This is a genomic window from Cupriavidus necator (assembly GCF_016127575.1).
GTDB lineage: Bacteria > Pseudomonadota > Gammaproteobacteria > Burkholderiales > Burkholderiaceae > Cupriavidus > Cupriavidus necator_D.
Window position 1 is genome coordinate 3,757,642 of the sequence record NZ_CP066018.1, and the last position, 25,303, is coordinate 3,782,944.

19 protein-coding genes and 1 rRNA gene are annotated in these 25,303 nt (G+C 65.2%); 6 read left to right on the plus strand and 14 right to left on the minus strand.

Going from position 1 to position 25,303, the window contains the following annotated elements; all coding sequences use genetic code 11:
• Positions 1–170 precede the first annotated feature (170 nt).
• Positions 171–1,702: ribosomal RNA gene (locus I6H87_RS17720) — 16S ribosomal RNA — on the minus strand.
• Between the two features lie 515 nt (positions 1,703–2,217).
• Complete coding sequence (locus I6H87_RS17725) at positions 2,218–3,078, minus strand: LysR family transcriptional regulator (protein ID WP_011615216.1); 861 nt, start codon at positions 3,076–3,078, stop codon at positions 2,218–2,220.
• 107 nt (positions 3,079–3,185) lie between these two features.
• Here I6H87_RS17725 and I6H87_RS17730 point away from each other — a divergent pair, with 107 nt between their 5' ends.
• Positions 3,186–4,481: a DUF3422 family protein gene (locus I6H87_RS17730; RefSeq protein WP_136227759.1), complete on the plus strand. Its 1,296-nt coding sequence runs from the start codon at positions 3,186–3,188 to the stop codon at positions 4,479–4,481.
• 5 nt (positions 4,482–4,486) lie between these two features.
• Here I6H87_RS17730 and I6H87_RS17735 read toward each other — a convergent pair whose 3' ends face one another.
• The 11 genes from I6H87_RS17735 to I6H87_RS17785 all read right to left on the minus strand — a co-directional run bounded on the left by I6H87_RS17735 (position 4,487) and on the right by I6H87_RS17785 (position 18,623).
• Positions 4,487–5,398 carry an ATP adenylyltransferase family protein gene (locus I6H87_RS17735; protein WP_010811619.1) on the minus strand — a complete coding sequence of 304 codons (912 nt, stop codon included), beginning with the start codon at positions 5,396–5,398 and terminating at the stop codon, positions 4,487–4,489.
• Positions 5,399–5,416: 18 nt separating this feature from the next.
• Positions 5,417–7,021 carry a GMC oxidoreductase gene (locus I6H87_RS17740; RefSeq protein ID WP_041687318.1) on the minus strand — a complete coding sequence of 535 codons (1,605 nt, stop codon included), beginning with the start codon at positions 7,019–7,021 and terminating at the stop codon, positions 5,417–5,419.
• Positions 7,022–7,029: 8 nt separating this feature from the next.
• A complete protein-coding gene (locus I6H87_RS17745) occupies positions 7,030–8,901 on the minus strand; it encodes a preprotein translocase subunit YajC (protein WP_231881400.1) in 1,872 nt (623 codons plus the stop codon).
• Between the two features lie 205 nt (positions 8,902–9,106).
• Positions 9,107–9,571: a (2Fe-2S)-binding protein gene (locus I6H87_RS17750; protein ID WP_011615212.1), complete on the minus strand. Its 465-nt coding sequence runs from the start codon at positions 9,569–9,571 to the stop codon at positions 9,107–9,109.
• Complete coding sequence (locus tag I6H87_RS17755; protein WP_041687316.1) at positions 9,540–11,864, minus strand: xanthine dehydrogenase family protein molybdopterin-binding subunit; 2,325 nt, start codon at positions 11,862–11,864, stop codon at positions 9,540–9,542. The genes I6H87_RS17750 and I6H87_RS17755 overlap by 32 nt, the downstream gene beginning before the upstream one ends.
• A 284-nt stretch (positions 11,865–12,148) precedes the next feature.
• Positions 12,149–14,515, minus strand: coding sequence for a DNA polymerase II (locus I6H87_RS17760; RefSeq protein ID WP_011615210.1), 2,367 nt, complete (start codon positions 14,513–14,515; stop codon positions 12,149–12,151).
• Between the two features lie 91 nt (positions 14,516–14,606).
• Positions 14,607–14,861 carry a hypothetical protein gene (locus I6H87_RS17765; protein ID WP_010811613.1) on the minus strand — a complete coding sequence of 85 codons (255 nt, stop codon included), beginning with the start codon at positions 14,859–14,861 and terminating at the stop codon, positions 14,607–14,609.
• A gap of 80 nt (positions 14,862–14,941) precedes the next feature.
• Positions 14,942–15,433: a VOC family protein gene (locus I6H87_RS17770; protein WP_010811612.1), complete on the minus strand. Its 492-nt coding sequence runs from the start codon at positions 15,431–15,433 to the stop codon at positions 14,942–14,944.
• Between the two features lie 253 nt (positions 15,434–15,686).
• Complete coding sequence (locus I6H87_RS17775) at positions 15,687–16,286, minus strand: glutathione S-transferase family protein (protein WP_231881399.1); 600 nt, start codon at positions 16,284–16,286, stop codon at positions 15,687–15,689.
• Between the two features lie 97 nt (positions 16,287–16,383).
• Complete coding sequence (locus I6H87_RS17780; RefSeq protein WP_011615208.1) at positions 16,384–17,595, minus strand: aminotransferase-like domain-containing protein; 1,212 nt, start codon at positions 17,593–17,595, stop codon at positions 16,384–16,386.
• A 35-nt stretch (positions 17,596–17,630) separates the two neighbouring features.
• Positions 17,631–18,623, minus strand: a complete 993-nt coding sequence (locus I6H87_RS17785; protein WP_010811609.1) for a Bug family tripartite tricarboxylate transporter substrate binding protein — start codon at positions 18,621–18,623, stop codon at positions 17,631–17,633.
• 166 nt (positions 18,624–18,789) lie between these two features.
• On the opposite strand from I6H87_RS17785, the gene I6H87_RS17790 reads away from it, so the two are divergent.
• Positions 18,790–19,719 carry a LysR substrate-binding domain-containing protein gene (locus I6H87_RS17790; protein WP_010811608.1) on the plus strand — a complete coding sequence of 310 codons (930 nt, stop codon included), beginning with the start codon at positions 18,790–18,792 and terminating at the stop codon, positions 19,717–19,719.
• Positions 19,720–19,740: 21 nt separating this feature from the next.
• On the opposite strand, the gene I6H87_RS17795 is transcribed toward I6H87_RS17790, so the two are convergent.
• Positions 19,741–21,144, minus strand: a complete 1,404-nt coding sequence (locus tag I6H87_RS17795) for an aminotransferase-like domain-containing protein (protein WP_041687312.1) — start codon at positions 21,142–21,144, stop codon at positions 19,741–19,743.
• A 158-nt stretch (positions 21,145–21,302) separates the two neighbouring features.
• Between I6H87_RS17795 and cyoA the strand changes: the two genes are divergently transcribed.
• The 4 genes from cyoA to cyoD are packed head-to-tail and all read left to right on the plus strand — an operon-like array spanning position 21,303 to position 25,286.
• Complete coding sequence (gene cyoA / locus I6H87_RS17800; protein ID WP_011615206.1) at positions 21,303–22,295, plus strand: ubiquinol oxidase subunit II; 993 nt, start codon at positions 21,303–21,305, stop codon at positions 22,293–22,295.
• 2 nt (positions 22,296–22,297) lie between these two features.
• Positions 22,298–24,274 carry a cytochrome o ubiquinol oxidase subunit I gene (cyoB, locus tag I6H87_RS17805; RefSeq protein WP_011615205.1) on the plus strand — a complete coding sequence of 659 codons (1,977 nt, stop codon included), beginning with the start codon at positions 22,298–22,300 and terminating at the stop codon, positions 24,272–24,274.
• 2 nt (positions 24,275–24,276) lie between these two features.
• The gene (gene cyoC, locus I6H87_RS17810; RefSeq protein WP_011615204.1) at positions 24,277–24,909 is read left to right on the plus strand and encodes a cytochrome o ubiquinol oxidase subunit III; all 633 of its coding nucleotides are present in this window, start codon (positions 24,277–24,279) and stop codon (positions 24,907–24,909) included.
• Entirely contained in the window at positions 24,909–25,286 is a 378-nt protein-coding gene (gene cyoD, locus I6H87_RS17815) for a cytochrome o ubiquinol oxidase subunit IV (protein ID WP_010811603.1), read from the plus strand. The genes cyoC and cyoD overlap by 1 nt, the downstream gene beginning before the upstream one ends.
• Positions 25,287–25,303: the final 17 nt, after the last annotated feature.

Consider the following 25,303-nt stretch of genomic DNA (forward strand, 5'->3'; position numbering starts at 1 on the left):
GCTCGCGCGACACCTTTACTACATCCCATATTTTTAAAGAACAGCCGATCTTGCGATCGCTTGGCAATGCCAAATGGAAACGCTCTTGCGAAGCGCTTTCATTTGGCCACCTGGCCTTAACCACAAACAAACCGATAAGTGTGAACGCTCGACTTGGGATGCACGCTCTGAAAGGAGGTGATCCAGCCGCACCTTCCGATACGGCTACCTTGTTACGACTTCACCCCAGTCATGAACCCTGCCGTGGTAATCGCCCTCCTTGCGGTTAGGCTAACTACTTCTGGCAAAACCCACTCCCATGGTGTGACGGGCGGTGTGTACAAGACCCGGGAACGTATTCACCGCGGCATGCTGATCCGCGATTACTAGCGATTCCAGCTTCACGTAGTCGAGTTGCAGACTACGATCCGGACTACGATGCGTTTTCTGGGATTAGCTCCCCCTCGCGGGTTGGCAACCCTCTGTACGCACCATTGTATGACGTGTGAAGCCCTACCCATAAGGGCCATGAGGACTTGACGTCATCCCCACCTTCCTCCGGTTTGTCACCGGCAGTCTCTCTAGAGTGCCCTTTCGTAGCAACTAGAGACAAGGGTTGCGCTCGTTGCGGGACTTAACCCAACATCTCACGACACGAGCTGACGACAGCCATGCAGCACCTGTGTCCACTTTCCCTTTCGGGCACCTAATGCATCTCTGCTTCGTTAGTGGCATGTCAAGGGTAGGTAAGGTTTTTCGCGTTGCATCGAATTAATCCACATCATCCACCGCTTGTGCGGGTCCCCGTCAATTCCTTTGAGTTTTAATCTTGCGACCGTACTCCCCAGGCGGTCAACTTCACGCGTTAGCTACGTTACTGAAGAAATGAATCCCCAACAACTAGTTGACATCGTTTAGGGCGTGGACTACCAGGGTATCTAATCCTGTTTGCTCCCCACGCTTTCGTGCATGAGCGTCAGTGACGTCCCAGGGGGCTGCCTTCGCCATCGGTATTCCTCCACATCTCTACGCATTTCACTGCTACACGTGGAATTCTACCCCCCTCTGACATACTCTAGCCTTGCAGTCACAAGCGCCATTCCCAAGTTGAGCTCGGGGATTTCACGCCTGTCTTACAAAACCGCCTGCGCACGCTTTACGCCCAGTAATTCCGATTAACGCTCGCACCCTACGTATTACCGCGGCTGCTGGCACGTAGTTAGCCGGTGCTTATTCTTCCGGTACCGTCATCGACCCCGGGTATTAACCAGAGCCATTTCTTTCCGGACAAAAGTGCTTTACAACCCGAAGGCCTTCTTCACACACGCGGCATTGCTGGATCAGGGTTGCCCCCATTGTCCAAAATTCCCCACTGCTGCCTCCCGTAGGAGTCTGGGCCGTGTCTCAGTCCCAGTGTGGCTGATCGTCCTCTCAGACCAGCTACTGATCGTCGCCTTGGTAGGCTTTTACCCCACCAACTAGCTAATCAGACATCGGCCGCTCCTGTAGCGCGAGGCCTTGCGGTCCCCCGCTTTCACCCTCAGGTCGTATGCGGTATTAGCTAATCTTTCGACTAGTTATCCCCCACTACAGGGCACGTTCCGATGTATTACTCACCCGTTCGCCACTCGCCACCAGGCCGAAGCCCGTGCTGCCGTTCGACTTGCATGTGTAAGGCATGCCGCCAGCGTTCAATCTGAGCCAGGATCAAACTCTTCAGTTCAATCTCTGTGTGGACCCGAAGGTCCTCGCTCTTTCGAGCGGTCGCTCACTCTCAGAAAACTGACTGACCAGATCCGAAGACCCAGTCACGTTTTGCTGTGCGAGCACTGTATAACTTGTAAAGCTAAAAGACCGAAGTCTTCCGCATCCGTTATCAAGCGCCCACACTTATCGGTTGTTTGGTTGTTAAAGAACCCGCCCTTTCGGGCCGCATCCGGCTTTGCCGTTTGCGTTGCTGCGTTTTGTTTGCAGCGGAGAAACGAGACTATAAAGAAGTTTCTGCGATTAATCAATCATTTTCGAGAAATTCTTTATTCTGGAAGGCACACTCTTTCGAATCGAGTTAATCCTTGCAAGTCTTTTCCCACCCCCGTTGCGCGGTGCCTTGCGAACGAGGGGGCGAATCTTAATGCCTGGATGCCTGCCTTGCAAGCGTTTTTGAAAAGAACTTGAATGAGCCTCCTTTGTCACTTGACCACGCCCACCCACGGCCTGCCGACGAGGGCGAACGCCTCATTACGCTTGCCAGCGCTGCAACTCGGACAGGATCTGTTCAGCGAGGAAGTCACAAGGCGGCCGCTTCGACTTTGCGCTGCGCGCCAGCACCAGCTCCAGCCCGGCTAGCCCGGGCAGCCCCTGGGCCTGGCCAAGGATGGTGAAACGGGCCGGAACGGCACATCGCGCGAGCGGCGCCACCGCCAGTCCCGCTTCGACCATGCTGAGCAGGCCGAGCAGGCTGGGACTTTCATAGGACATGCGATAGGCGATCCTGGCCTGCTCCAGGCTGCGGATCGCAATGTCGCGGGCGACGCTGCCCGACTGGAACACGGCAATGGGCAGCGGCCGCTCGCTCCAGATTTCGTGCGCCGCCGGCGATGCGGCCCACACCATCGGTTCCAGCCGGATGAACTCCCCGGACAACCCTTTCACTCGCGTTGCGCAGACCAGGTCGACCGATCCGTCCTTGACCATGGGCGCCAGCGCCACGCTTGGCAGGCCAATGACCTGGATCTCGACCTTGGGATAGGTCGCGGAAAACTTCTTCAGGATCGCGGGCAACAGGGACGAGGCATAGTCGTCCGGCATGCCGAGCACCACGCGCCCGGTCACGTCGGGGCGGACCACGGCCGCCCAGGCCTCGTCGCGCAGGGCCAGCATGCGGCGCGCGAAGCTCAGCAGGACCTCGCCTTCCGGGGTCAGCATCATGTTCCTCGGCCTGCGCACGAACAGTGGCTTGCCCAAAGCTTGCTCAAGCGCCTTGATCTGCATGCTGACCGCCGACTGTGAGCGGTGCACGAGTTCCGCCGCGCGGGAAATGCTGCCGGTATCGGCAACCGCCACCATCATGGCCAGGACATCGAGGTCAAGCGCTTTCACTGGTATCAGAAAAACTGAAGAAACAGATCAATTTTACGCATTTTTCTTAACCATCGGTGCTCCGGCATACTGGTCGAAAACGTTGACCACCTATGCCACACGCGAACATGGACCACCCCTTGCGCGACAGCCTCGCGCGCGAACTGCATGCCCGCCCCTTCCTGCGCATCGGCGGCCCCGCCTCGCTGACGCACTTTGCCATCTATGCCGACGGCGATACCGCCGTCCACCATGCCTTGCTAGCCGACTTGTGCAGGCTGACCGGGCTGGAGGTACCGGCCGACGGCGTAACGCACTATTCAGGGCGTTGGGGCGATCACAAGCAACTGAAGTGGGAGCGGCACACCGAGTTCTCCACCTTCACGTTCGTGGCGCGACGTGGTGACGCGGACTACTTCTCCGACCTGGCCACCGCCCATATCCCGGCCGAGTGGTTCGACAGCTTCGCCGGCAAGCGCCTGGTGGCGCTGCGCATGGAGCTGGTCTCGGGCGAGGCCGCGGCCCATGCGCGCGACCACGTGCGGGAATGGATCGACGGCCCGACCCTGGCGGGCAGCCACGTGCTCGGCGGCGGCGAGGTGTTCTGCGACTGGACCATCCCGCCAGATGGCTTTACGCGCTTCCTGGTCATCGACAACGGCTTCCGCGAAGTGCAAGGCGGACGGCTGCTGCAGCGGCTGTATGAAATCGAGACCTACCGGATGATGGCGCTGCTGGCCTTGCCGGTGGCGCGTGAACTGGGCCGCAGCGTGGACAACCTGCAGCGCTCGCTCGCGCCGCTGATGCGCAGCATGGACACGAGCCAGGGCGGCCGCCACGATGCCGAGCTGCTGGAGCGGCTGACGCACCTGGCGGTCCGCATCGAGGCGCTGGCTGAATCCGGCAACCGCTTCAGCGCGTCGCGCGCCTACGAGAAGCTGGTGCTGGCGCGCATCCAGGAATTGCGTGAAGAGCGCATCGAAGGCATACCGACCATTGCCGAATTCATGGAGCGCCGCTTCGCGCCTGCCATGGAGACGTGCAGGTCGGTCTGGGCGCGGCACGAGCAATTTGCCGGCCGCGTGGCGCGCGCGCTCGACCTGCTGCGCACGCGCGTCAACCTGGCGCAGGAGCAGGACACCACGCGCCTGCTCGAGGGCATGGACCAGACCGCGCGCAGCCAGCTGCGGCTGCAGCACGCGGTCGAAGGCCTGTCGGTCGCGGCCATTTCCTACTACGTGCTGTCGCTGGCGGGCACCGGGCTCAAGGCGCTGCATGCGGTGCACCTGCCGCTGGACCCGGAACTGATCAAGGGCGTGCTGATCCTGCCGGTGGTGCTGCTGGTGCTGCGTGCTACCAGGCGCAGCAAGCATGCCGGGCAAAAAGCGGCGGCGCGGCGCCCGGCTGCGAATCGGGCCGCATAGGGCAGCTAGCCTGCTGTCCCGCCCTGCCCCGCGGCTGCCGTGGCTTGCCGGAGGAGATGCATCGGGCCAAGGCTCTCAATAGCCTGCATCTGCGCCGCATCCCGGACAAAAAGCGAGCCGGCGAACGCCAGGGCATTGACTGCGATGCCTTCCACGCACTCCATGGATCTCGGCACCAGCAGCAGCCCCGCGGGCATGACCAGCAGGTTGTACGGCGCTGACGGGTGCAGGCCGCCCTCGACATCGACCGCGCGCACGCCAACCGCATCCAGCAACGCGCGGTAGCGCTCGCACGCCGTGCACGCCATCTCTTCCACCGGCGCCGCGGACAGATCCAGCGGCGCGAACGCATGCGCAAATGCCAGGCCGGGAACGGCACCGATGGCGCCGGCGATCCGTGCCGACGCCAGCAAGGGACCAATCGGCAGCGCCGGCCCACCCTCGGCGAACGGCAACGGTACGATCTGCAGGTGTTTGTGGGCCTGGCTCGCTCCCGCGACTGCCCCGCCGTTGTAGAAGCCCAGGCTCGGGAACTCCGCCATGCAAGCCAGCAGCGCTTCAAAGTCCGCCACGGTCAGCAGGGATTCCTGCGCTTCGAAGCGGCGCGTGACGATGAGCAGGTGATGCTCGATGACATTGAACTTGTTGAGCAAGGCCACATGGGTGTCGGAGATATCCGCGACAAACAGTTCCGGGTCATAGGGCAGGAATGGATTGCTCCCGGCGCTGCTGGTCGTGCGTGCCTTGTCCTTGCGAGCCAGGCTCGATACCTGGCGGACCAGAAACCGCACGCCACCGTCCTCGATCGCCGCCTCGGTGGTTTCGATCGGGCACAACGCCCCGCTCTGCAAGGCATGCGCCGTCCGCTGCAGGATCGCCGGCCACAGCGTGCCAGGCTGAAGGTGTCGATGGTGCATGGTTGGCTTTCGCTAGCGTCAGTCCTGCTCGCGCAAGAGCATCGCCACGTTGCGCTCCGCGAGCGCCGCGATGGTTCGCGAAGGATTCAGGCCGAGCGGACGCGGGACGATCGCTCCGTCCATGACATACAGTCCCTTGTAGCCAAATACCCGGCCCCTTGCATCGACGACTCCGTCTGCAGCGGAGGTTCCCATGTTGCAGCCTCCCAGCGGGTGCGGTGTGATCAGGTTGTGCCACCGTCGCCAGGTGAGCGGTACCCACGGATCCCCGCCAGTCGCTGCCGAGAGCTGCGTATGCGCTGCAATCATGGCCTCGATGACGGCCACCGATGCCTGATAGGACCAGTCGAGCCGCAGCACACGACGCCACGGTGCGTACCACGTGCGGCCCAGTCTCAGCTGGCCATCGCCAGGGTCCACGCCCTGCCCGAACCAGGGCATCATCTGCTCGACCGGATCGCCGTCGTCAAACAGTCCTCCGACCTCCTTCCACACGGCACGCAGCTTGCGGGAACGCGTTCGCTTCATATGGCGCCGAATGAAGTTGCCTGCGAGGTTCGGGATTCCACCGTCCTCCACGAAGAGCGCCTGTCCGTTCGGGCCGCTGTGGTCCAACAGGTCGATCGCTGCGGAGATGGTTACGCCATGGGAAGGAGAGATCGTCCTGTGGTCATAGTAGGCTGGCGTCACGAAGTCGCCATTGTGCGCCCACCCATATCCCAACCGTGGCGAAAGCCCCGGAAGTGTGCGATGCTCATCCCGACAGCGCAGCAGAAGCTCGGTGCTGCCGATGGAGCCGGCGGCCAGTATCACCCTGGCGGCCGTGACTGTGCCAGGGCTCGTCGTTTCGTTTTCCGGGTCGATCTTCCTGAAGCATACGCGCCAGCCCTGCTGCAGCGGCTCGAGCCGGTCTACCAGGTGCAGCGGAAGAATCTCGGCGCCATTGTCCTCAGCCACTGCCAGGTAATTCAGGTCCAGCGTATTCCTGGCCGATACCTGGCACCCCACGTCACAGTTGCCGCAGTGAACACAAGTGCCCTGCAACCTGCCGTGCTGGTTCATGAATGTCTGTGAATGACGGTCATCGCGGGCGTCTTGCCGTGTGGGGTCCCAATGCTCGGAAAATGTCACCGCCAGCGGCAATTTACGGAAGCGCCCGCCCCAACCGCAGGCTTCCGCCCCCTCGCGCAACAGCCGGGTTCGCTCGCTCAACTGGTTATCCGGCACTTCGCTCACCGCGAGCATGCGCCCGACCTCCTCATAGTGGGCCTGCAGGCCGGCATAGGTAACCTCTTTCGGCCAGCCCTGCTGGAAGGCTTCCGGCTTGGCTTCCACGGAAACGTTGGCGTAGATCAGCGAGCCGCCACCGACCCCGGCCCCGGCGATGACCCATACGTCAGAGAAGGTCCGGATATCGGCCCAGCCATTGAAGCGATTGGCGCGCTCCTGGTTCCACAGCCAGGGGTCGCTCTCGTCGCGCGGGTAAGTCGCGGGGCTCCAGCGCCGGCCGCGCTCCAGCACCAGCACCTTGCGGCCGGCCTGCGCGAGCCGGCACGCCGAGACTGCACCACCGAAGCCGCTGCCGATGACGACGACATCGTAGGCAAGCGCATTGCTCATCATGACGCTCCCTATCGTTGGATGATGATTGGCTTCTCCTCAATCATCCGCACCGCCTCGGGCGGCATTACCTGACCGTCTGCCGGCACGAACCGGGGGCCGGTCGCGCCGGGCTGGGCGCGTATGCGCCAGGTGCCATGGACCTTCGTCAATCGCTTGACGCCCTCGCCCAGCTTCCAATGACGGCAGACCTTCTCCAGCTTGAGCGGGTAGATCGTCAATTGCCCACCCTCGAACCGCATCCGCAGGAAGCATTTGTAATCGGCGATGCGCTGGGAGGAGAACACTTCCTCGGGGTGCAGGCGCCAAAGGGCATTGCCCAACACCATCCATGCGCCAAACAGCAGGCCACCGAGGGCGCCGCCCAGCAGCATGGCCTCGACCACGAACAGCAAGACGGGGGGCGCATTGTCCGCGCCAAAGACATGGAAGTTGAGGCGCATGACGAGCCATAGCAGCGCGACTGCCAGTGCCAGGTGCAGCAGCCCGTGCAACGCGCCGACAACGCACGCCAGGCGCACGCCGCGCCTGACATCCCTGGTCGACAGCGCAGCACAGGTAAAGACAATGGCCGCTGCGAACACCACCGACGCCGGACTGTGCGCCATGACCCGGAACAGTTGGTGGAACACCTCGCCGATATTCCCGAATGTCACTTCGAGCCCGGCCAGCCTGTCGACGAAGCTGCGTTGATCGCGTCCGGGGACAGATACCAGGCTCGCGCTTTGAATGATCCAGTCGAACAGCAAGTACAGGATCGCCACCAGCGCACAGAACGAGAGGTTGCGCGCAGGCAGTTGCCACGCGCGATTGCGCAATTGCCGGGAAGCGGATTTTTCCGGATACGCTGACTTCAGTTCGTAGAACTGTCTGGCCGGGCCCACGACGATAGGCCTCGGCGGATCTGGCAGCAGGTGCGTGCCGTGAAGAAATGCACCGCCGCCTCCGCAGGTGATGCGATGCGGTCCCGCCGTGCCCTCTCGCGGCACGTAATGCGCGTAGTGGTGCGAGTTGCCGGCCAGCACCAGCGCGAGCCGGTCGCCCAGCATCCCCTCGATCTCGCTCAGGCTCCGGAAGCGCGGCGTCTTGGCCTCGATCGAAGGTACGGCCCGCCGCTCGCCGCGGCGCACGCGCTCCATCTCGTCAATCCAGCTCGCCTCGGGCGCGCACAATACGACGCGGTCACCGGGCTGCAGCGCCGTGTGCATCTTCTGGAAGTACTCGCGCTGCGGCCGGTCGATCTCAGACTCCAGTTGCAGGTCCAGGCCCCAGACCCACCAGCCGCCGGGCAACTGCAAGGCATAGTAGCCAGTGCGCTGGCGTGTCTCCCAGCCGCCCACGGGCTTGCCGCTGCAGAACAGGCGGGCGAAGCCACGCAGGCCATCGTACCAGTCGTGATTGCCAGGCGTGGCGACCATCCACGGCGCATCCGGCAACTTGATCGGCTGGTCGCTGTATGCGGGGCGCACGATCTCGACCGGCGCAGGGAATGCCGCCCGGAAGGGATCGACGAAGCGTGTCCGATAACCCTCATGGGCAGGGGTCGGATACACCTGGTCGCCACCCAGCAGCAGCACCTTTGCCCGTGGCAGCGTCACGCCTTGCTCGCGCAGCGTCACCGCGTGACTGACGCACAACGCCATGGAGTAGGTCGAGTCCCAACCGTCGCCGGTGTCGGCCAGATAGTCGACCCAGACACCGCCGTGCCCGTCGGCGGGCACCGGGAGCGGCGGGTTCGGATTCAGCGTGGTGAGTGCCGCCTGCACCATGCGCTGGTCGGCAAAGGCGCCGATCGCCATCGCCACGGCAACCCGCATGGCAGTGAACGGCAGCTGTAGCGGGCTCAGCCAGTTCACCATGGTTCTTTGGGTGTAGAGTTCCACGCGCCCGGTCGCGGCAGACGCGGAAGCGATCGTCGCGGAGCCGGCAGCATCGGCCGCAGCTTGCGAACCACCCGGATATGGCGACTCTGGTGCTGACCCGGAATGTTTCATCGCCTTACCCCCAAGACTTCCAGCTCGTCCGCAAGGATCGGGGCGCTCGCGCATGCTGGCGCGAGTGCCAGCCGTTGCCAATGGCCCTACGCCCTCACCCCCTCAACATCTCCGCCGCTTCCGCAATCGCCCTTCTGATCCGTGTGTACGTGCCGCACCGGCAGATCACGCAGCTCATCTGGTCGGCGATCTCCGTCTCCTTCGGATTCGGGGTGCGCTTGAGCAGCGCGCTCGCCGCCATCAGTTGCGCGCTCTGGCAGTAGCCACACTGCACCACCTCGTGCTTCAGCCAGGCCGCCCGCAGCGCGCTCGCCTCGGGGCCGTCGAGTCCTTCGATGGTGACGATCTTCTTGCCTTCCATCTCGCTCGCCTGGTGCTGGCACGACAACACCATCTTGCCGTTGACATGCACCGCGCAGGCGCCGCACACCCCCACGCCGCAGCCGAACTTGGTGCCTGTCAGCTTGAGCTCGCAGCGCAGCACCCACAACAGCGGCGTGCAGCCGTCCGAGCGGACTTCGACGCTCTTACCGTTGACACTGATCTGATGGTCTGGCATCGCAGGCTCCGGAAGGCGGCAGGGTCTTCAGCAGCGGCAGGTCGCGCAGGCGCTCGCCGGTCGCATGGAACAAGGCGTTCGCCACCGCCGGGGCGATCGGCGGCGTGGTGGACTCGCCCACGCCCTGCGGCGGGCGCGTCGAAGGCATCACGTGTACCTGGATGTCCGGGCAGTCTCGCAGGCGCATGGCCGGAAAGGCGGTGTAGTAGTCCTCCTTCACCTTGCCTCGCTCCAGCGTGATCTTCTGCCACAGCGCTGCCGACAGCCCGAACACAATGCCGCCCTCGACCTGCTGCTCGATCAGGGTCGGGTTGACCGGCATGCCGCAATCGATGGCGCAGAACACGCGATCCACGCGGACCTGCCCCATGTTGCCTACCGACACCTCGGCGACCTGCGCCACCACGCTGCCGAACGACTCGTGCAGGGCCACGCCGCGCCCCATCTTCGCCACGCCAGGCTGCTTGCGCAAGGGCTGGCCCCAGCCCGACATCTTTCTTGCCTGCTCCAGCACCGCGCGCTGGCGCTCATCCCTGAGCAGGCTCATGCGGTAGTCGAGCGGGTCCACCCCGACCGCCACCGCCAGCTCATCGACAAAGCTCTCCATGAAGAAGGCGTGGTGCGAGTGCCCCACCGAGCGCCAGTAGCCCACGGGGATGGCGAGGTCCACGGTCTGGTGGCCGACCCACACGTCCGGCCAGTCATAGGCCTGGTCGAAGGCGCCCTCCGCCGTGGACTTGTCCAGCCGCGACAGGAAGATGTCGGGCAGGCCGAAGTTGCGTTTCGCGACGCCCTCCAGCACTGACTGGCTGGCCGAGACATTGCGCACGGCGATGACCTTTCGGTTTTCGTCGAGCCAGGCCTCGAAGCGCGACACGCTGGCCGGACGGTAGAAGTCATGCCGCATGTCCTCGGGGCGCGACCAGATCGTCTGCACCGGCACGCCCTTGCGCCTGGCGGCAATGGTGGCCGCCTGGCAGATGAAGTCGACTTCGAGCCGGCGCCCGAAGGCACCGCCGATGAATTGCTGGCGCAGTTCGACCTTGTCGGTGTCCAGCCTGAGCGTCTTCGCCACGCAGCGGCGAGCCAGCCCGGGCATCTGCGTGGCAGCCCACACGATGGCGCGGTCCTCCTGGACCAGCACCGTGCAGTTGACCGGCTCCAGCGCGGCGTGAGCGAGATAAGGCGCCGAGTACAGGACCTGGATGGCGGGCTTGCCCTGCTTCATGGCGCGCCCGTTGCCATGCTCGTACCAGACGCGTGGGTCGGCGGCGTCGAGCGCCTTCACCAGCGTATCGCGGATGCCGTCGCTCGACAGCTTCGCCGCTTCGCCCTCGTCCCACTTGCACTGGACCTTCTCCACCGCCTGCATGGCGATCCACGCATCGCTGGCGATCACCGCCACGCCGCCGCTGCCGCCCTGGAGCGGAGGCAGCGCGACCAGGTCGAGCACGCCGGGCAACTTCTTTACGTCGTCGGGCGGGGATCCCCGCAGCGTGCCGCCCAGCGTCGGACACATCTGCACGCTGGCGTAGACCATCGCGTCCGCCACCACGTCGATACCGAAACTGGCTGTGCCGTGGAGCTTGGCAGCGGCATCAAGGCGCGCCGCGCGGGTGCCGATGAGCCTGTAGCTGGCCGGATCCTTCAGTTCAACCTTGCGAGGCAAAGGCTCACGCGCGGCAGCCGCGGCAAGTTCGCCGAAGGTGGCGCTGCGCCCCGACGGATGCACCACCTTGCCGGCCTGCGCGCGGCAGGCTTCGGCCTTGACGTCCCACTGCTTCGCCGCTGCCGCGCACAGCATCATGCGGGCGGCGGCGCCGGCCTCGCGCATCGGATGCCACAGGTCCCTGATGCTGGTAGAGCCGCCGGTGAACATCAGGCCCACCTCGCGCACGCCCTTGCGCGTGAACCATTCGGCGGCACGCCTGGGCCACCCCTTGTCGTCCGGCCGGAACGGCAGGTTGGCGACCACGCCCTCGATGTTGTTGTACAGGTTGTCGATGGGCGACGGCTCGACCCGGATCTGCGACCAGTCGGCCTCCATCTCCTCGGCCAGCAGCATCGCCGCGCCGGTATGCACGCCCTGCCCCATCTCGGCCTTGTTCATGACCACCGTGACGGTGTTGTCGGACGCCACCTTGATCCAGCCGTTCAGCGCGAATTGCCCGTCGCGCGCCGCCAGCGGCTCGCCGCTCGCCAGGCGCTGGCGCGGCGGCAGCCAGGCCCATCCGATCACCAGCGCACCGGCAGCGCCCGCACCGCCGAGCAGGAAGGCTCTGCGCGTCAACATGGCAAGACTGGCGGATCGATCATCATAGGAAGGCCCCGTGCCGCCGATGGCATGGCCTATATTAGGTCGGGAAGTGCCGCAGCGCGAATGCGAGCACGTGGTTGGCGCAATCGCGCAACACCCGACACGGACATGCCGCGCTGATGCCGCCTGCCGGCGCAGGTCGAACTGCTCCGTGACGGGTGCCCGTGTTCCGGCAGATCCTTGAGCTTGGGAACAAGCAACTGATCGACTGCCGCAGCCCCAGCCATCGAACAGTTTTCCATTAGAATCAGCAGCTTATGCTACTGCGGAAAGAGCGCCATCTGCCCAGCCAGCAGCGTCTCGAAATCGTCGTCCAGGAAGGGCAGGATCGCATCGGCGATCGGCTGCAACTGCTTGTTGACGTAGTGGCCATAGTCGACCGGCGCCGACCGGGTCTCAAGCGGCTCCGGCCCTGAAACGGTCATCACGTAGCTGATCCAGCCGCCATGCTGATACTGGCGCGGACGTCCCTGGCGCTCGTTATAGGCATCGGCGATACGGGCGGCGCGGACGTGCGGCGGCACGTTGCGCTGGTAATCATCGAGCTTGCGGCGCAGCCGCTTGCGATAGACCAGTTGCTCGTCGAGCTCGCCGGCCAGGGTGCGGCGCACGATGTCCCGCACATAATCCGCGTACGGCTCGCGGTTGAAGATCTTTTCGTAAAGGGTCTGCTGGAAACGCTGGGCGAGCGGCGACCAGTCCGTGCGCACCGTCTCAAGCCCCTTGAACACCATCTCGATCTTCCCGTCGGGCCGTTCTACCTGGCCGGCATAGCGCTTCTTGCTGCCAAGGTCCGTGCCGCGGATGGTCGGCATCAGGAAGCGCCGGAAGTGCGTTTCGAACTGGAGTTCCAGCGCGCTTTCCAGTCCATAGGTCTGCCAGAGGTGGTCGCGCCACCAGTCGTTGACGTAGGCGACCAGGCTACGGCCGATCTGCCTGGCATCGGCTTCCGTTCGCGCGCGGCGCAGCCAGACGAATGTGGAATCCGTGTCGCCATAGATCACCTCATAGCCGCGGGCCTCGATCAGCGCGCGGGTCTGCCGCATGATCTCGTGCCCGCGCATGGTGATCGACGACGCCAGCCGCGCGTCGAAGAACCGGCAACCGCTGGACCCGAGCACGCCGTAGAACGCGTTCATGATGATCTTGAGCGCCTGCGAGAGCGGCTTGTTCCGGTCGCGCTTGGCGGCCTCGCGGCCTTGCCAGACTCTGGCCACGATCGCCGGCAGGCAGTGCTTCGTCCGGGAAAACCGCGCACCGCGGAAGCCAGGCAGCGAATCGGCATCGTCCGGATGCGCCAGGCCCTCGACCAGCCCGATCGGGTCGATCAGGAAGGTCCGGATGATCGACGGGTAGAGGCTCTTGTAGTCCAGCACAAGCACCGATTCGTAGAGCCCCGGCCGCGAGTCCATGACGAAGCCGCCCGGGCTGGCCTCGGGCGCCTTCTCGCCGAGGTTGGGCGCGACATACCCCTGGCGGTGCATCAGCGGCATGTAGAGATGCGTGAAGGCGGCGACCGAGCCGCCATTCCGGTCGGCCGGCAGGCCCGTGACCGTGGCGCGCTCCAGCAGGAACGGCAACAGCTCCGTCTTTTCGAAGATCCGCGTGACCAGTTCGCAATCGCGCAGGTTATAGCGCGCCAGCGCCGGCTTGTCCTGCTCGAACATGCGGTCGATGGCGTCCATGCGGTCGTACGGGTTGTCGACCGCCTTGCCCTCGCCCAGCAGCGTCTGCGCCACCGATTCGAGGCTGAACGACGGGAAGCTCCACGTGGCGGAACGCAGCGCCTCGATGCCGTCGATGATTAACCGGCCTGGTGCGCTGGCGAAATAGTGCTGCTGGGCGTTGTGCTCGCGCCATTCCATCTCGGCACCGCCGCGGCCGAGGCGCAGCGGAAGCTGGAACTTGCGCGCATGCTCGTGCAGCACGCGCAGGTCGAACTGGACCAGATTCCAGCCGATGATCGCGTCGGGATCGTGATCGGCCAGCCACTGGTTCAGCTTTTCCAGCAACTCGGGCCGCGTGGCGCAGTACTCGAGCGAGAAATCGACGTCGGCGGGCATTTGCGGCGCCGCACCCAGCATGTAGACCTGGCGCTGGCCGCAGCCTTCGAGCCCAATCGAATAGAGTTCGCCGAACGCGTTGGTCTCGATATCGAGCGAGACCAGGCGCAACTTGGGCCGGTAGCACTCCGACGGCTTCATCTGGGCATTGCGCAGCGCGCCGCCGGGGTCCGGCTCGCCGTCGAACCAGACCGGGGCGGTGATGAAGCGCTCCATCAGGTAGCGTTCGGGCGGGCGGATATCGGCTTCGTAGACATCCACGCCGGCGTCGCGCAATGAGCGGCTGAGCTGGATCAGTTGCCGATGCTGGCGGCAGTACAGGCCCAGTACGGGCCGGCGCTGGAAATCCTGGAGCTTGAGCGGGCGCAGCTCGACCTCGCGCTCGCGGCGCAGCAGCGCCTCGGCACGCTCGCGCTGCGACTCGGGGATAAACGCGACTGACGGCTGACAGGACAGGTGCAGGTGGCGCGGACCATCATCGGTCGCCAGCCAGAATTCGACTTCGGTGCCGGCCGGCGTATCGCGCCAATGTCGGGTCAGGATGAAACCCTGCTGAAGTGCCACGTTAGGTACATTGGGAAACGGCTACCGGTCGGGATTCTAGCCGATGGGCCAGGCGCGTGAGCCGCGTAAGCCACCCCGCGGCATCTTCGGCTCACGCAAAACGGTCGTGCAGGATAGCGGCGGTCAATTCGCGCTTCTTCCAGTACATATGGTGGATACGCTGCTGCAATTTGCCCAGCACCATGGGGTCGAGGCTGCCATAGGTCAGCAGCACGGCAGGCTGCGAGCCATCGCCCTCCTCATGTTCGAGGCTGTCGAACGGAGGAAACCCGTACTTTTCCAGGAAGGCCGCGATTTCCTCGTCCGAGGTGCCAGGTTCGATGTTGCCTAGCAGCAAACGACTCATGATGGTCTCTCCCAGTCGATGGAGGAGCGGCCCTGCCCCAGCCCCCTTTGCGGTTGGCACTGAGACGCCCTACCTTAATTCTAGGATGGGCTTTTGCCCTGCCGTGCCGCCTCGATCGCGGCGATATCAATCTTTTTCATCGTCATCATGGCGTCGAATGCGCGCTTGGCCGCCGCACGGTCGGGGTCGGTTATCGCCGCGCTGAGCGCGCGCGGGGTGATCTGCCATGACAGTCCCCAGCGGTCCTTGCACCAGCCGCATTCGCTTTCCTGGCCGCCATTGCCGACGATCGCATTCCACAAGCGGTCGGTTTCGGCCTGGTCGTCCGTCGCAATCTGAAAAGAGAAGGCCTCGTTGTGCTTGAAATGCGGGCCGCCGTTCAGCCCGAGGCAGGGAATGCCGGCGACGGTGAACTCGACCGTCAGGACATCGCCCTGCTTGCCGTCGGGATAGTCGCCCGGCGCACGGTGGACGGCGCTGACTGCGCTGTCGGGGAATGTCTCGGCATAGAAGTTTGCGGCATCAAGGGCGTCGCGGTCGTACCACAAGCAGATCGTGTTCTTGCTTTGCATGATGTGTCTCCTGGAAAGTCGAGCACCGGGAATCCGCCACCGGGACTCCAATGTCTCATATTCCGGTGGCGGGCGCAGGCCGCGCAAAGGGCGAGCTGAGGAGCCGCCGGCGGCCTCTGTCCAAGGGGCGTCGCCGCTGCCCGGCGCCAGTGCCGACTATGCCAGGCTGGTGCGCTTCGAGACCCAGCGCCGGGGCGAGTTGATCAGCAAGGCGAACATCGCGCTGGGCTGATGCCGCAGGACTTCTCGCGTCTCACTGGGCCTCCGCCGCGCGCACGAACGCGTCGCGCGCGGTGATCCGCTTGACGTAGTCCTGGATGCACGCGCTCTCGCTGATGCGCGGCGCACCGAATCGGCCCGCCCATGCCAGCGAGGCACCGAGATAGATGTCCGCCGCGCTGAAGGTCGCGCCGAGCACGAAGGGGCCGGGCGTCAGGGCTTGCTCGATGGCGTCGATCACATCGTCATAGTCGCCCCAGCCGACCGCCTGCTTCGGCAGCGGCGCCTCTTTGCGCATCATCCGGTCAGTCAGCGCGGGTTCGAAGCAACTGCCGCAGAAGAACAGCCACCGCAGCACCGTGCCGCGCGCGGACGAGCCTGCAGGCGGCATCAACCCGGCCTGCGGAAAGGCATCCCCCAGCCAGGCGATGATCGCGCCGTTCTCGGTCAGGACCGTGCCGTCATGCAAGACCAGCGTTGGAATCTTCCCCATCGGGTTGACCGCCAGGAACTCCGGCGCGCGGCTCTCGCCCTTGGTGAAATCGATGTGCTGCAGCTTGTACTCAGCCCCGACCTCCTCCAGCATCCAGCGCGCCACCGAGGCGCGGCTCTGGGGGTTGTAGTAGAGCGTCATGGTCATACTGTCCTCCTGCCGCGTTCGGCCGTGTGGTTTCGACCGCCGCAGGATAGCATCCGCCGGCTGCCACGAACCGCTTCCGTTGTGGAAGCCCTCACCCGGCCCGCTCGACCGCCCGCGCGAGCCGTGCGACGCCCTCCCCGATCTGCGCCAGGTTCGTGCTCGCGAACGACAGCCGGAATGTGGCGCGCTGGCGCTGCTCCACATAGAATCCGGCACCCGGCACGAACAGCACCTTTTCCGCGATCGCGTGCGGCAGCAGTGCGGCAGCATCGTCGATGCCATCCAGCGCGGCCCAGAGGAACATCCCTCCCGCCGGCAATGCGAAACGGATGCGGTCACCAAAGGCCTGGCCCAGCGCCGCCGCCAGCTGGTCGCGCTTGTCGCGATAGGCTGCGACTTCCCGCGCGACCTGTGCCGGCAGCCGGCCCGCTTCCAGATACTGGGCCGCGGCCAGCTGGAGCCATGGCGGCGTGCACAGGTCGGATACCTGCTTGGCAATCACCGCGCGGCGCACGATCTCGGGCGCGGCGACCATCCAGCCGATCCTCAGGCCGGGGGCCAGCGTCTTCGACAGGCTGGCCAGATGCACCAGCCACGGCCGCGCCTCGGGTACCGACGCGCACAGCGCCAGCAGCGAAGGCGGCGGTGCGCCATCGAAGCTGAGCGCCCCGTAGGGATCGTCCTCGACCAGCACCACGCGGTGCCGTGCTACCAGCTTCAGCAGCTGCAGCCGGCGAGCGGACGACAGCGTTGCCCCGGAGGGGTTGGCGAAGGTTGGCACCGTATAGATCAGCCGGGGCCGCAACGACGGGTCGGCCAGCATGGCTTCGAGCGCAGCCACGTCCATGCCGTCGTGATCAGACTGCACGCCGCGTATGTCGGCGCCAGCCAGCCGCAATGCCTGCAGCGTGGCGGAATAAGTCGGCTCCTCGACCAGCACCACGCTGCCGGGCTCGACCAGCGCGCGCGCGAGGAAATCGAAGCCCTGCTGCGAGCCGCTGGTCACGAGCAGTTCGTCCTGGGCCACGGGCGCGCCGCGCCCGGCCATCAACGACGCCAGCACCTGGCGCAGCGCCGGCGCGCCTTCGGTGGCGCCGTACTGCAGGCATTCGGCGGGCCGCTCGCGCAGCACCGCCGCCGAGGCCGCGCCAATGCCGTCGACATCGAACAGCGCGGCGGACGGGTAGCCGCCGGCGAACGAGATCATCCCGGGGTCGGACAGGTACTTGAACAGTTCCCGGATCGGAGAGCCAGCCGGGTTGCGCAGCGCGGGGACGAAGGGATAAGCGGCGTCGGAAGTCATGAGCGGATGCAGAACGTGCTGGACATGGGCGTGCTTCAGTCCACCGAAGCACCGGACAGGCGAACGATCTCGCCCCACTTCTGGCGGTCCTTCTTCAACACGTCGGCAAATGCCTCCGGCGAGCTGGGCGCCGGTTCCGCGCCCAGCTCGCGCATTTTCGCCTGCACGCCTGGCTCGTTGAGCACGCGCGTCAGGTCCTGGCTGATCTTCTGCGCCACCGCCGTGGGCACCCCGCGCGGCGCAAGCAGGCCGAACCAAGGGCTGGCATCAAAGCCGGGGACGGGGCCCGCGGCGGCGACCGTCGGCACATTCGGAAGCGCCGACGAGCGCGCCGGCGTGGTCACGGCCAGCGGCCTGAGCTTGCCCGAGCGGATAAACGGCAGCGACGCCGGCAGGTTGTCGAACATCACGTCGACGCTGCCGCCCATCAGGTCGGCGATGGCCGGGCTGCTGCCCTTGTAGGCGACGTGGCTCATCTCCGTGCTGGTCATGCGCTGGAACAGCTCGCCCGCGAGGTGCGTGGACGTGCCATTTCCGGCCGACGCCATGTTGACGCGCTTGGGATTGGCTTTCAGGTAGGCGATGAACTCGGGCAGCGTCTGCACGCGCGCGCGTTCCGCAAACGCCGGCGACAGCACCACCACGTTGGGTACGCGCGCCACCATCGCGACCGGCGCGAAGTCGGCGTCGGCATCATAGGGCAGCTTCTTGTACAAGGCCGGGTTGATGCCGAACTCGCCCACCGAGCCCATCAGCAGGGTGTAGCCGTCCGCCGTGGACTTGGCGGCCGTGCCGGTGCCGACGATGCCGCCCGCGCCGGGGCGGTTGTCGACCACCACCGACTGCTTCCATTGCGTGGCCAGTTGCTCGCCGATCAGCCGGGCCACCATGTCGGTGGTGCCGCCCGGCGGGTACGGCACGATGATGCGCACCGGCTTGGCCGGGAACTCGAGCGCGCCGGCGATGCCGGGCATGGTCGCGCCGAATGCAAGGGTGCCGGCGGCGAGCGCGCTGAACAAGTGTTTCATGCAGTCTCCTGTCTACCTGATGGTTGTCGTTATGAGGTTGTCGTGATGACGATGCCGGGAGGAGGCGGCAACGCAAGGATCGAATGATTTCTCATCAACTCCAAGCTTTCAAGCGAGATTTCCGTATAGGATGATGACCTAAAATCATCAACCCAGCCCTTCCCCGATGCGGCAACGACTTCCCAGCCTGTCCAGCCTGCGCGCCTTCGAGGCCGCCGCGCTGCACCTGAACCTGCGCCGCGCGGCGGCGGACCTGTTTATCACCGAGAGCGCGGTGTCGCGCCAGATTGCGTCGCTGGAAGCGCTGCTGGGCGTGCAGCTGTTCCACCGCGCCAACCAGCGCATCACGCTGACGGCGGCCGGCACGCTCTACAGCGGACAGGTGCGGGAGTTGCTGCGCAAGCTGCAGCGCGACACGCTCGACCTGATGGCGCACGAGGGCGCGGGCGGCACCGTCGAGCTGGCCTGCGTGCCCACGCTGGCGGTCGAGTGGCTGATTCCGCGGCTGCCGGCCTTCTATGCGCGGCATCCGGGGATCGTGGTCAATATCAGCGCGCAGTCAGACATCTTCCTGTTCGACGGCACCCCCTACGACGCGGCGATTCACTTTGGCGAGGCGGTCTATCCCGGCGCGCGTGCCGACCGGATGTTCGACGAAGAATCGGTGGCGGTCTGCCATCCGGACTTCTTCGGCGGCAGAAAGCGGATCAGCCCACATGACATCGCCCGGTCGCCGCTGCTGCACCTCGCCACACGCATTCTCGGCTGGAAGCAATGGATGGAAGCGGCCGGCATCGACGACGTCAACGCCATGCGCGGCGCACGCTTCGACCACCATTCCATGGTCATCGCCGCCGCACGCGCCAGGCTGGGCGTTGGCCTGGTGCCGCGCTTCCTCGTGGGGGAATACCTGGCAAACCGCCAGCTGGTCATGCCCGTCGCCCATTCGCAGCGCTCCACGAGCGCGTATCACCTGGTCTCGCCGGATACCCGGCCGATGAGCGAGGCGATGCAGCGGCTGCGCGAGTGGCTGCTGGAAGCCGCGGGCGAGTTTGCGACAAGGCAGTCCGCGACTGCGGACGATGCGGGCAAGTAGCCAGCCGACTCACGCCGCAACTCACACCACCATTTCCAGCCCCGGCGTCGGCCGGCGTTCCAGCAATGCGGCCAGCCTGCGCAGCGCGGCCGATAGTTGCGCGCGGTCCTCCACGCCACCGAGCGAGATGCGGATGGCAGTCGGCGCGTTGGGCCCCTCCCAGAACGCGTCGGACGGCGTCACGCGCAGGTCCTCCGCCAGCGCGGCCCGGGTGAGCTGCTGCGCCGACCAGTGCTCCGGCAAGCGGTGCCATGCGTGGATGGCGCTGGGCGGGAGCTGGCCGATCCCGCTCAGCCACCGGCTTGCCAGCGCGCATCTGGCCAACGCTTCGGTCCTGATGCCGTCGAGCAGATGCATGGCCGAGCCATCGTGGATCCATTGGGTCGCCAGGGCGGCGGTCATCGGTGCCGCCATCAGCGCGAAGGCCCGCAGCGATGCCAGCAGATCGTCGCCGCGCCTGCCCTCCGGCAGCATGACATACGCGGTCCGCAGCCCCGGACTGAGGGTCTTGGACAGGGTCGAGACATAGTACGTGCGCTCGGGAGCGAAGCTGGACAGCGGCGGCGGCGCTGACGGCGTCAGCAGCCAGTAGGGATCATCCTCCAGCAAGGTGACATCACAGTGCGCCGCGGCCCTGGCGATAGCCTCCCGGCGTGAGGCCGGCATGGTGTGCGTAGTTGGATTCTGGGCGGTCGGATTGAGGTAGGCCAGCGTGGCACCGTCGGCACGGACCGCCTCGAGGGCGTCGGGGAGCATCCCGTCGGCGTCGACCGGCGCGATGATCACGCGCCGCCCGAGCTGTGCCGCGGCCGCGCGAATGCCTGGGTAGGCCAGCGGCTCACTCACGATCGCATCGCCAGGCCGGGTCCGGGCCAGGATCACGGCGGCCAGCGCAGCCTGGGCGCCCGGGCACACCACGAGCCGCGCAGTAGCGACCTGCCCGAATATCTGCGCGAGCCAGAGGGTGCCGGCCGACCGGTCGGCAGCACTGCCGCCGCCGAGCTGGTAGGTCATCAGCAGGTGCGGGTCGCTGTGCAGCAGCACCTGCGACAGGCCGCGCCGCAACAGGTCCTGGAAATCCAGCCCCGCCGGTGGCGGCGGCACGTTCATGCTCATGTCGATCACCCGCGCCAGCTCCGCCCGCGGCGCGGCAATGAAAGTGCCGAGGGCCCCGCGGGCATCGATCAGATGCCGCCGCTTGGCCTCGTTGTAGGCACGCGTCACGGTGGTCAGGTCCACGCGGAGGGACTTGGCCAGGCTGCGCTGCGGCGGCACGCGGTCGCCGGCTACCAGGCGGCCTTCGCCGATCGCCCGCTCGATGAAATCCACGATCTGCAAGTAGCGCGCGCCGCCACCTGTTGTGATCTCAAGATCCCATTTGGCACTGGCTTTGGCGCGGATATCGGTTCCTTGCATGGATTTCATCCGGTAGATTTCTTCGATGTATGGGTTTTGTCTTGCATTAGCATGCCAGACATCACCGAGGGAATCCATACAAACCACGCCCGCGCGGGGCTGAGCCAGCACTTGAATCGGAGCGCGTGGCCGGGAGCCTTCGGTGATCCGTAACCAAGGTGTCCGAAATGCTCAAACCTATTGCCGGGCCGGCAGACAAGAATCGACAAGGCCCGCTCCCCCGCCCGTCCCCCGGCCCGCAGCGCCGTCTTCCCACACTGTTGCTGAGCGCCTGCCTGAGCGCGCTGCTGAGCGGCTGCAACCTGGAACTGCTCAACCCCAAGGGCAGCATCGGGGAACAGGAGAAGTCACTGATCCTGATCTCCCTGTTCGTCATGCTGATGGTCGTCATCCCCGTGATCGTCCTGACGCTGTGGTTCGCGTGGCGCTACCGCGAAACCAATACGAGCGCCACCTATGCCCCCAAATGGGCGCACTCCACCAGGATCGAGGTCGTGGTCTGGGGCATTCCCTGCGTCATCGTGGCCTGCCTGGCCGTGCTGATCTGGGATTCGACGCACAAGCTCGATCCCTATCGGCCGCTGGAATCGCAGGTCAAGCCGGTCCAGGTCGATGTGATCGCGCTGAACTGGAAATGGCTGTTCATTTATCCGGAATACGGCGTCGCGTCGCTGAACCAGCTTGCGATCCCGGTCGGCACGCCGGTCAATTTCCGGCTGACCGCGGAATCGATGATGAACTCGTTCTTCATCCCGCAGCTCGGCAGCATGGTCTACGCCATGGCGGGGATGCAGACGCGCCTGCACCTGATCGCCGACACGCCGGGCGTCTATCTCGGCCAGTCCGCTGCCTACAGCGGCCCCGGCTTCTCGGACATGCACTTCAAGACCCTGGCCACTTCGCGCAAGGAGTTCGATGCCTGGATCCAGGCTGCCCGCGCTTCGTCCCAGGCGCTCGACCTGAAGACCTACCGCACGCTTGAACTGCCCAGCAGCAAGGATCCCGTGACGCTTTACGCCGCCGTCGCGCCGAAGCTGTTCGACCAGGTCGTCGACAAATACATGCTGGAAAACGGCCAGATCTGCCGCGCGGACACCCCGGAATCTCTGCAGGCCTTCCAGCGCGTCCCGACGGCGCCCGCTGGCCGCATGGAGCAATAAGAATGCTTGGAAAACTCAACCTGGACGCCATCCCTCTCCATGAGCCGATCATCATGGGGACGCTGGCCGTCGTAATCGTGCTGGGCATCGCGCTGATGGGCGCCATTACGTACTACGGCAAATGGAAATACCTGTGGAACGAATGGATCTGCTCGGTCGACCACAAGAAGGTCGGCGTGATGTACATCATCCTGGCGCTGGTGATGCTGCTGCGCGGCTTTGCCGACGCCATCATGATGCGCGCCCAGCAGGCGATCGCCTATGGCGATGGCGCGGGCTACCTGCCGCCGCACCACTACGACCAGATCTTCACGGCGCACGGCGTGATCATGATCTTCTTTGTCGCGACGCCGCTGGTGCTCGGGCTGATGAACGTGATCGTGCCGCTGCAGATCGGCGCGCGCGACGTCGCCTTCCCGTTCGTCAATTCGCTGAGCTTCTGGATGTCGGCAATGGGCGCGGTGCTGGTGATGCTGTCGATGTTCGTCGGCGACTTCGCGGCCACCGGCTGGGTCGCCTACCCGCCGCTGTCCGAGCTCGGCTACAGCCCCACGCCAGGGGTTGACTACTACATCTGGTCGCTGCAGATATCCGGGCTTGGCACCACGCTGACGGGCATCAACTTCATCGTCACGATCCTGCGCATGCGCGCGCCGGGCCTGAACCTGATGAAGATGCCGGTCTTCACCTGGACCGCGCTGATCACCAACATCCTGATCGTGGCGATCTTCCCCGTGCTGACCGCCACGCTCGCCCTGCTCACCGCCGACCGCTACCTCGGCATGCATTTCTTCACCAACGAGCTCGGCGGCAACGCCATGATGTACGTGAACCTGATCTGGATCTGGGGCCACCCTGAGGTCTACGTGCTGATCCTGCCGGCGTTCGGCGCCTTCTCCGAGATCATCGCCACGTTCTCGCGCAAGCCCCTGTTCGGCTACAAGTCGATGGTGTACGCCACCTCCTCGATCGGCGTGCTGTCGTTCTTCGTCTGGCTGCACCACTTCTTCACCATGGGCTCGGGCGCGAACGTCAATGCCTTCTTCGGCATCATGACCTCGATCATCTCGATCCCCACCGGCGTCAAGCTGTTCAACTGGCTGTTCACCATGTACCGGGGCCGGATCCGCTTCCATACCTCGACCATGTGGACCATCGGCTTTATGGTGACGTTCGCGGTCGGCGGCATGACCGGCGTGCTGCTCGCCATTCCCGGGGCCGACTTTGTCCTGCACAACAGCCTGTTCCTGGTTGCGCATTTCCATAACGTCATCATCGGCGGCGTGCTCTTCGGCTGCCTGGCCGCAATCACTTTCTGGTTCCCGAAGGTGTTCGGCTTCACGCTCAATGAGTTCTGGGGCAAGGTGTCGTTCTGGTGCTGGCTGGCCGGCTTCTTCCTGGCCTTCATGCCGCTCTACGTACTGGGCTTCAAGGGCATGACCCGCCGGATGAACCACTATGCCAACGTCGACTGGCATCCCTACCTGGTGGTGGCGCTGGTCGGTGCCTTCGTCATCGGCGCCGGCATCCTGGCGATGTTGGTGCAGTTCGCGGTCAGTATCCGCGACCGCAAGCAGAACCGCGACCTGACTGGCGATCCGTGGGATGGCCGCAGCCTGGAGTGGTCGACGGCCTCGCCCGCGCCGTTCTACAACTTCGCCCACGTGCCGCATATCACCTCGCTGGAACAGCACTGGGACGACAAGGAAGCCGGGCGCGCATGGCGCCAGCCGGCCCGCTACGAAGACATCCACATGCCCCGCAACACCTCGGCAGGCTTCATCGTGTCGGCGTTCGGGCTGCTGTGCTGCTTCGCGCTGGTCTGGCACATGTGGCTGGTCGCCGTCGCCGGCCTGGTCGGCGCCATCGCGACCTTCGTCGTGCGCAGCTATGACCGCGACGTCGACTATTACGTGCCGGCCGCCGAAGTCGAGCGCATCGAGCGCGCGCGCTTTGCACAACTGCAGGAAGCTGCCTGACCATGAACCCGACTCTCTCCCCCCCCCTGCATCATCCCGGGCACGAGGCGGCCCACGACGCGGCGCACCACCATCACGAAGCCGGCGCGCACACGCCGCTGGGGTTCTGGCTTTACCTGATGAGCGACTGCCTGATCTTCGCGGTGCTGTTCGCCACCTTCGGCGTGCTGTCCGGCAACACTGCCGGCGGCCCCGGCGGGCGGCAACTGTTCGAGCTGCCGTTCGTGTTCGCCGAGACCATGGTGCTGCTGCTGAGCAGCTATACCTTCGGCCTGGCCATGCTCAGGCAGGGCACTGACGACGCGCCGCGGATGATCCGCTGGCTGGCGGTGACCTTCGCGCTCGGCGCACTGTTCATCGCCATGGAGGTCTACGAGTTCGCGCACCTGCTGCACCAGGGCGCGGGCCCCGGCGTCAGCGCCTACCTGTCGGCCTTCTTCACGCTGGTCGGCACGCACGGGCTGCATGTCACGTCTGGCCTGCTGTGGCTGGCGGTGATGATCCACCAGATCCGGCATTTCGGGCTGGACGACATCGTGCGCCGCCGCCTGGCCTGCCTGAGCCTGTTCTGGCACTTCCTGGACCTGGTCTGGATCTGTGTCTTCACCTTTGTCTACCTGCGGGAGTTCGCTTGATGAAGCCGTCCCATCTACATTCCGTGCACGCGGACCAGCCGGCCGCGCACGGCAGCGTGCGCAGCTACACCATCGGACTGCTGCTGTCGGTCGCGCTGACGATGGCGTCGTTTGCGGCAGTGATGACCGGATCCCTGTCAACGCAGGCAGCGATCGCGCTGGTTGTCGGCCTTTGTGTCGCGCAACTGCTGGTGCAGCTGGTGTACTTCCTGCACCTGGGCACCGGTCCCGGCCAGCGCGGCAACACCGCCATCTTTGCCTGTACCGGCTTCCTGATCGTCATCGTCGTGGCCGGCTCGCTGTGGGTGATGCACAACGCCGATATCAACATGATGCCGACCGACATGTCCATCGAACGGGCCCGGGCAAAAGACTAGCGCTCGCGCGCAAGGAG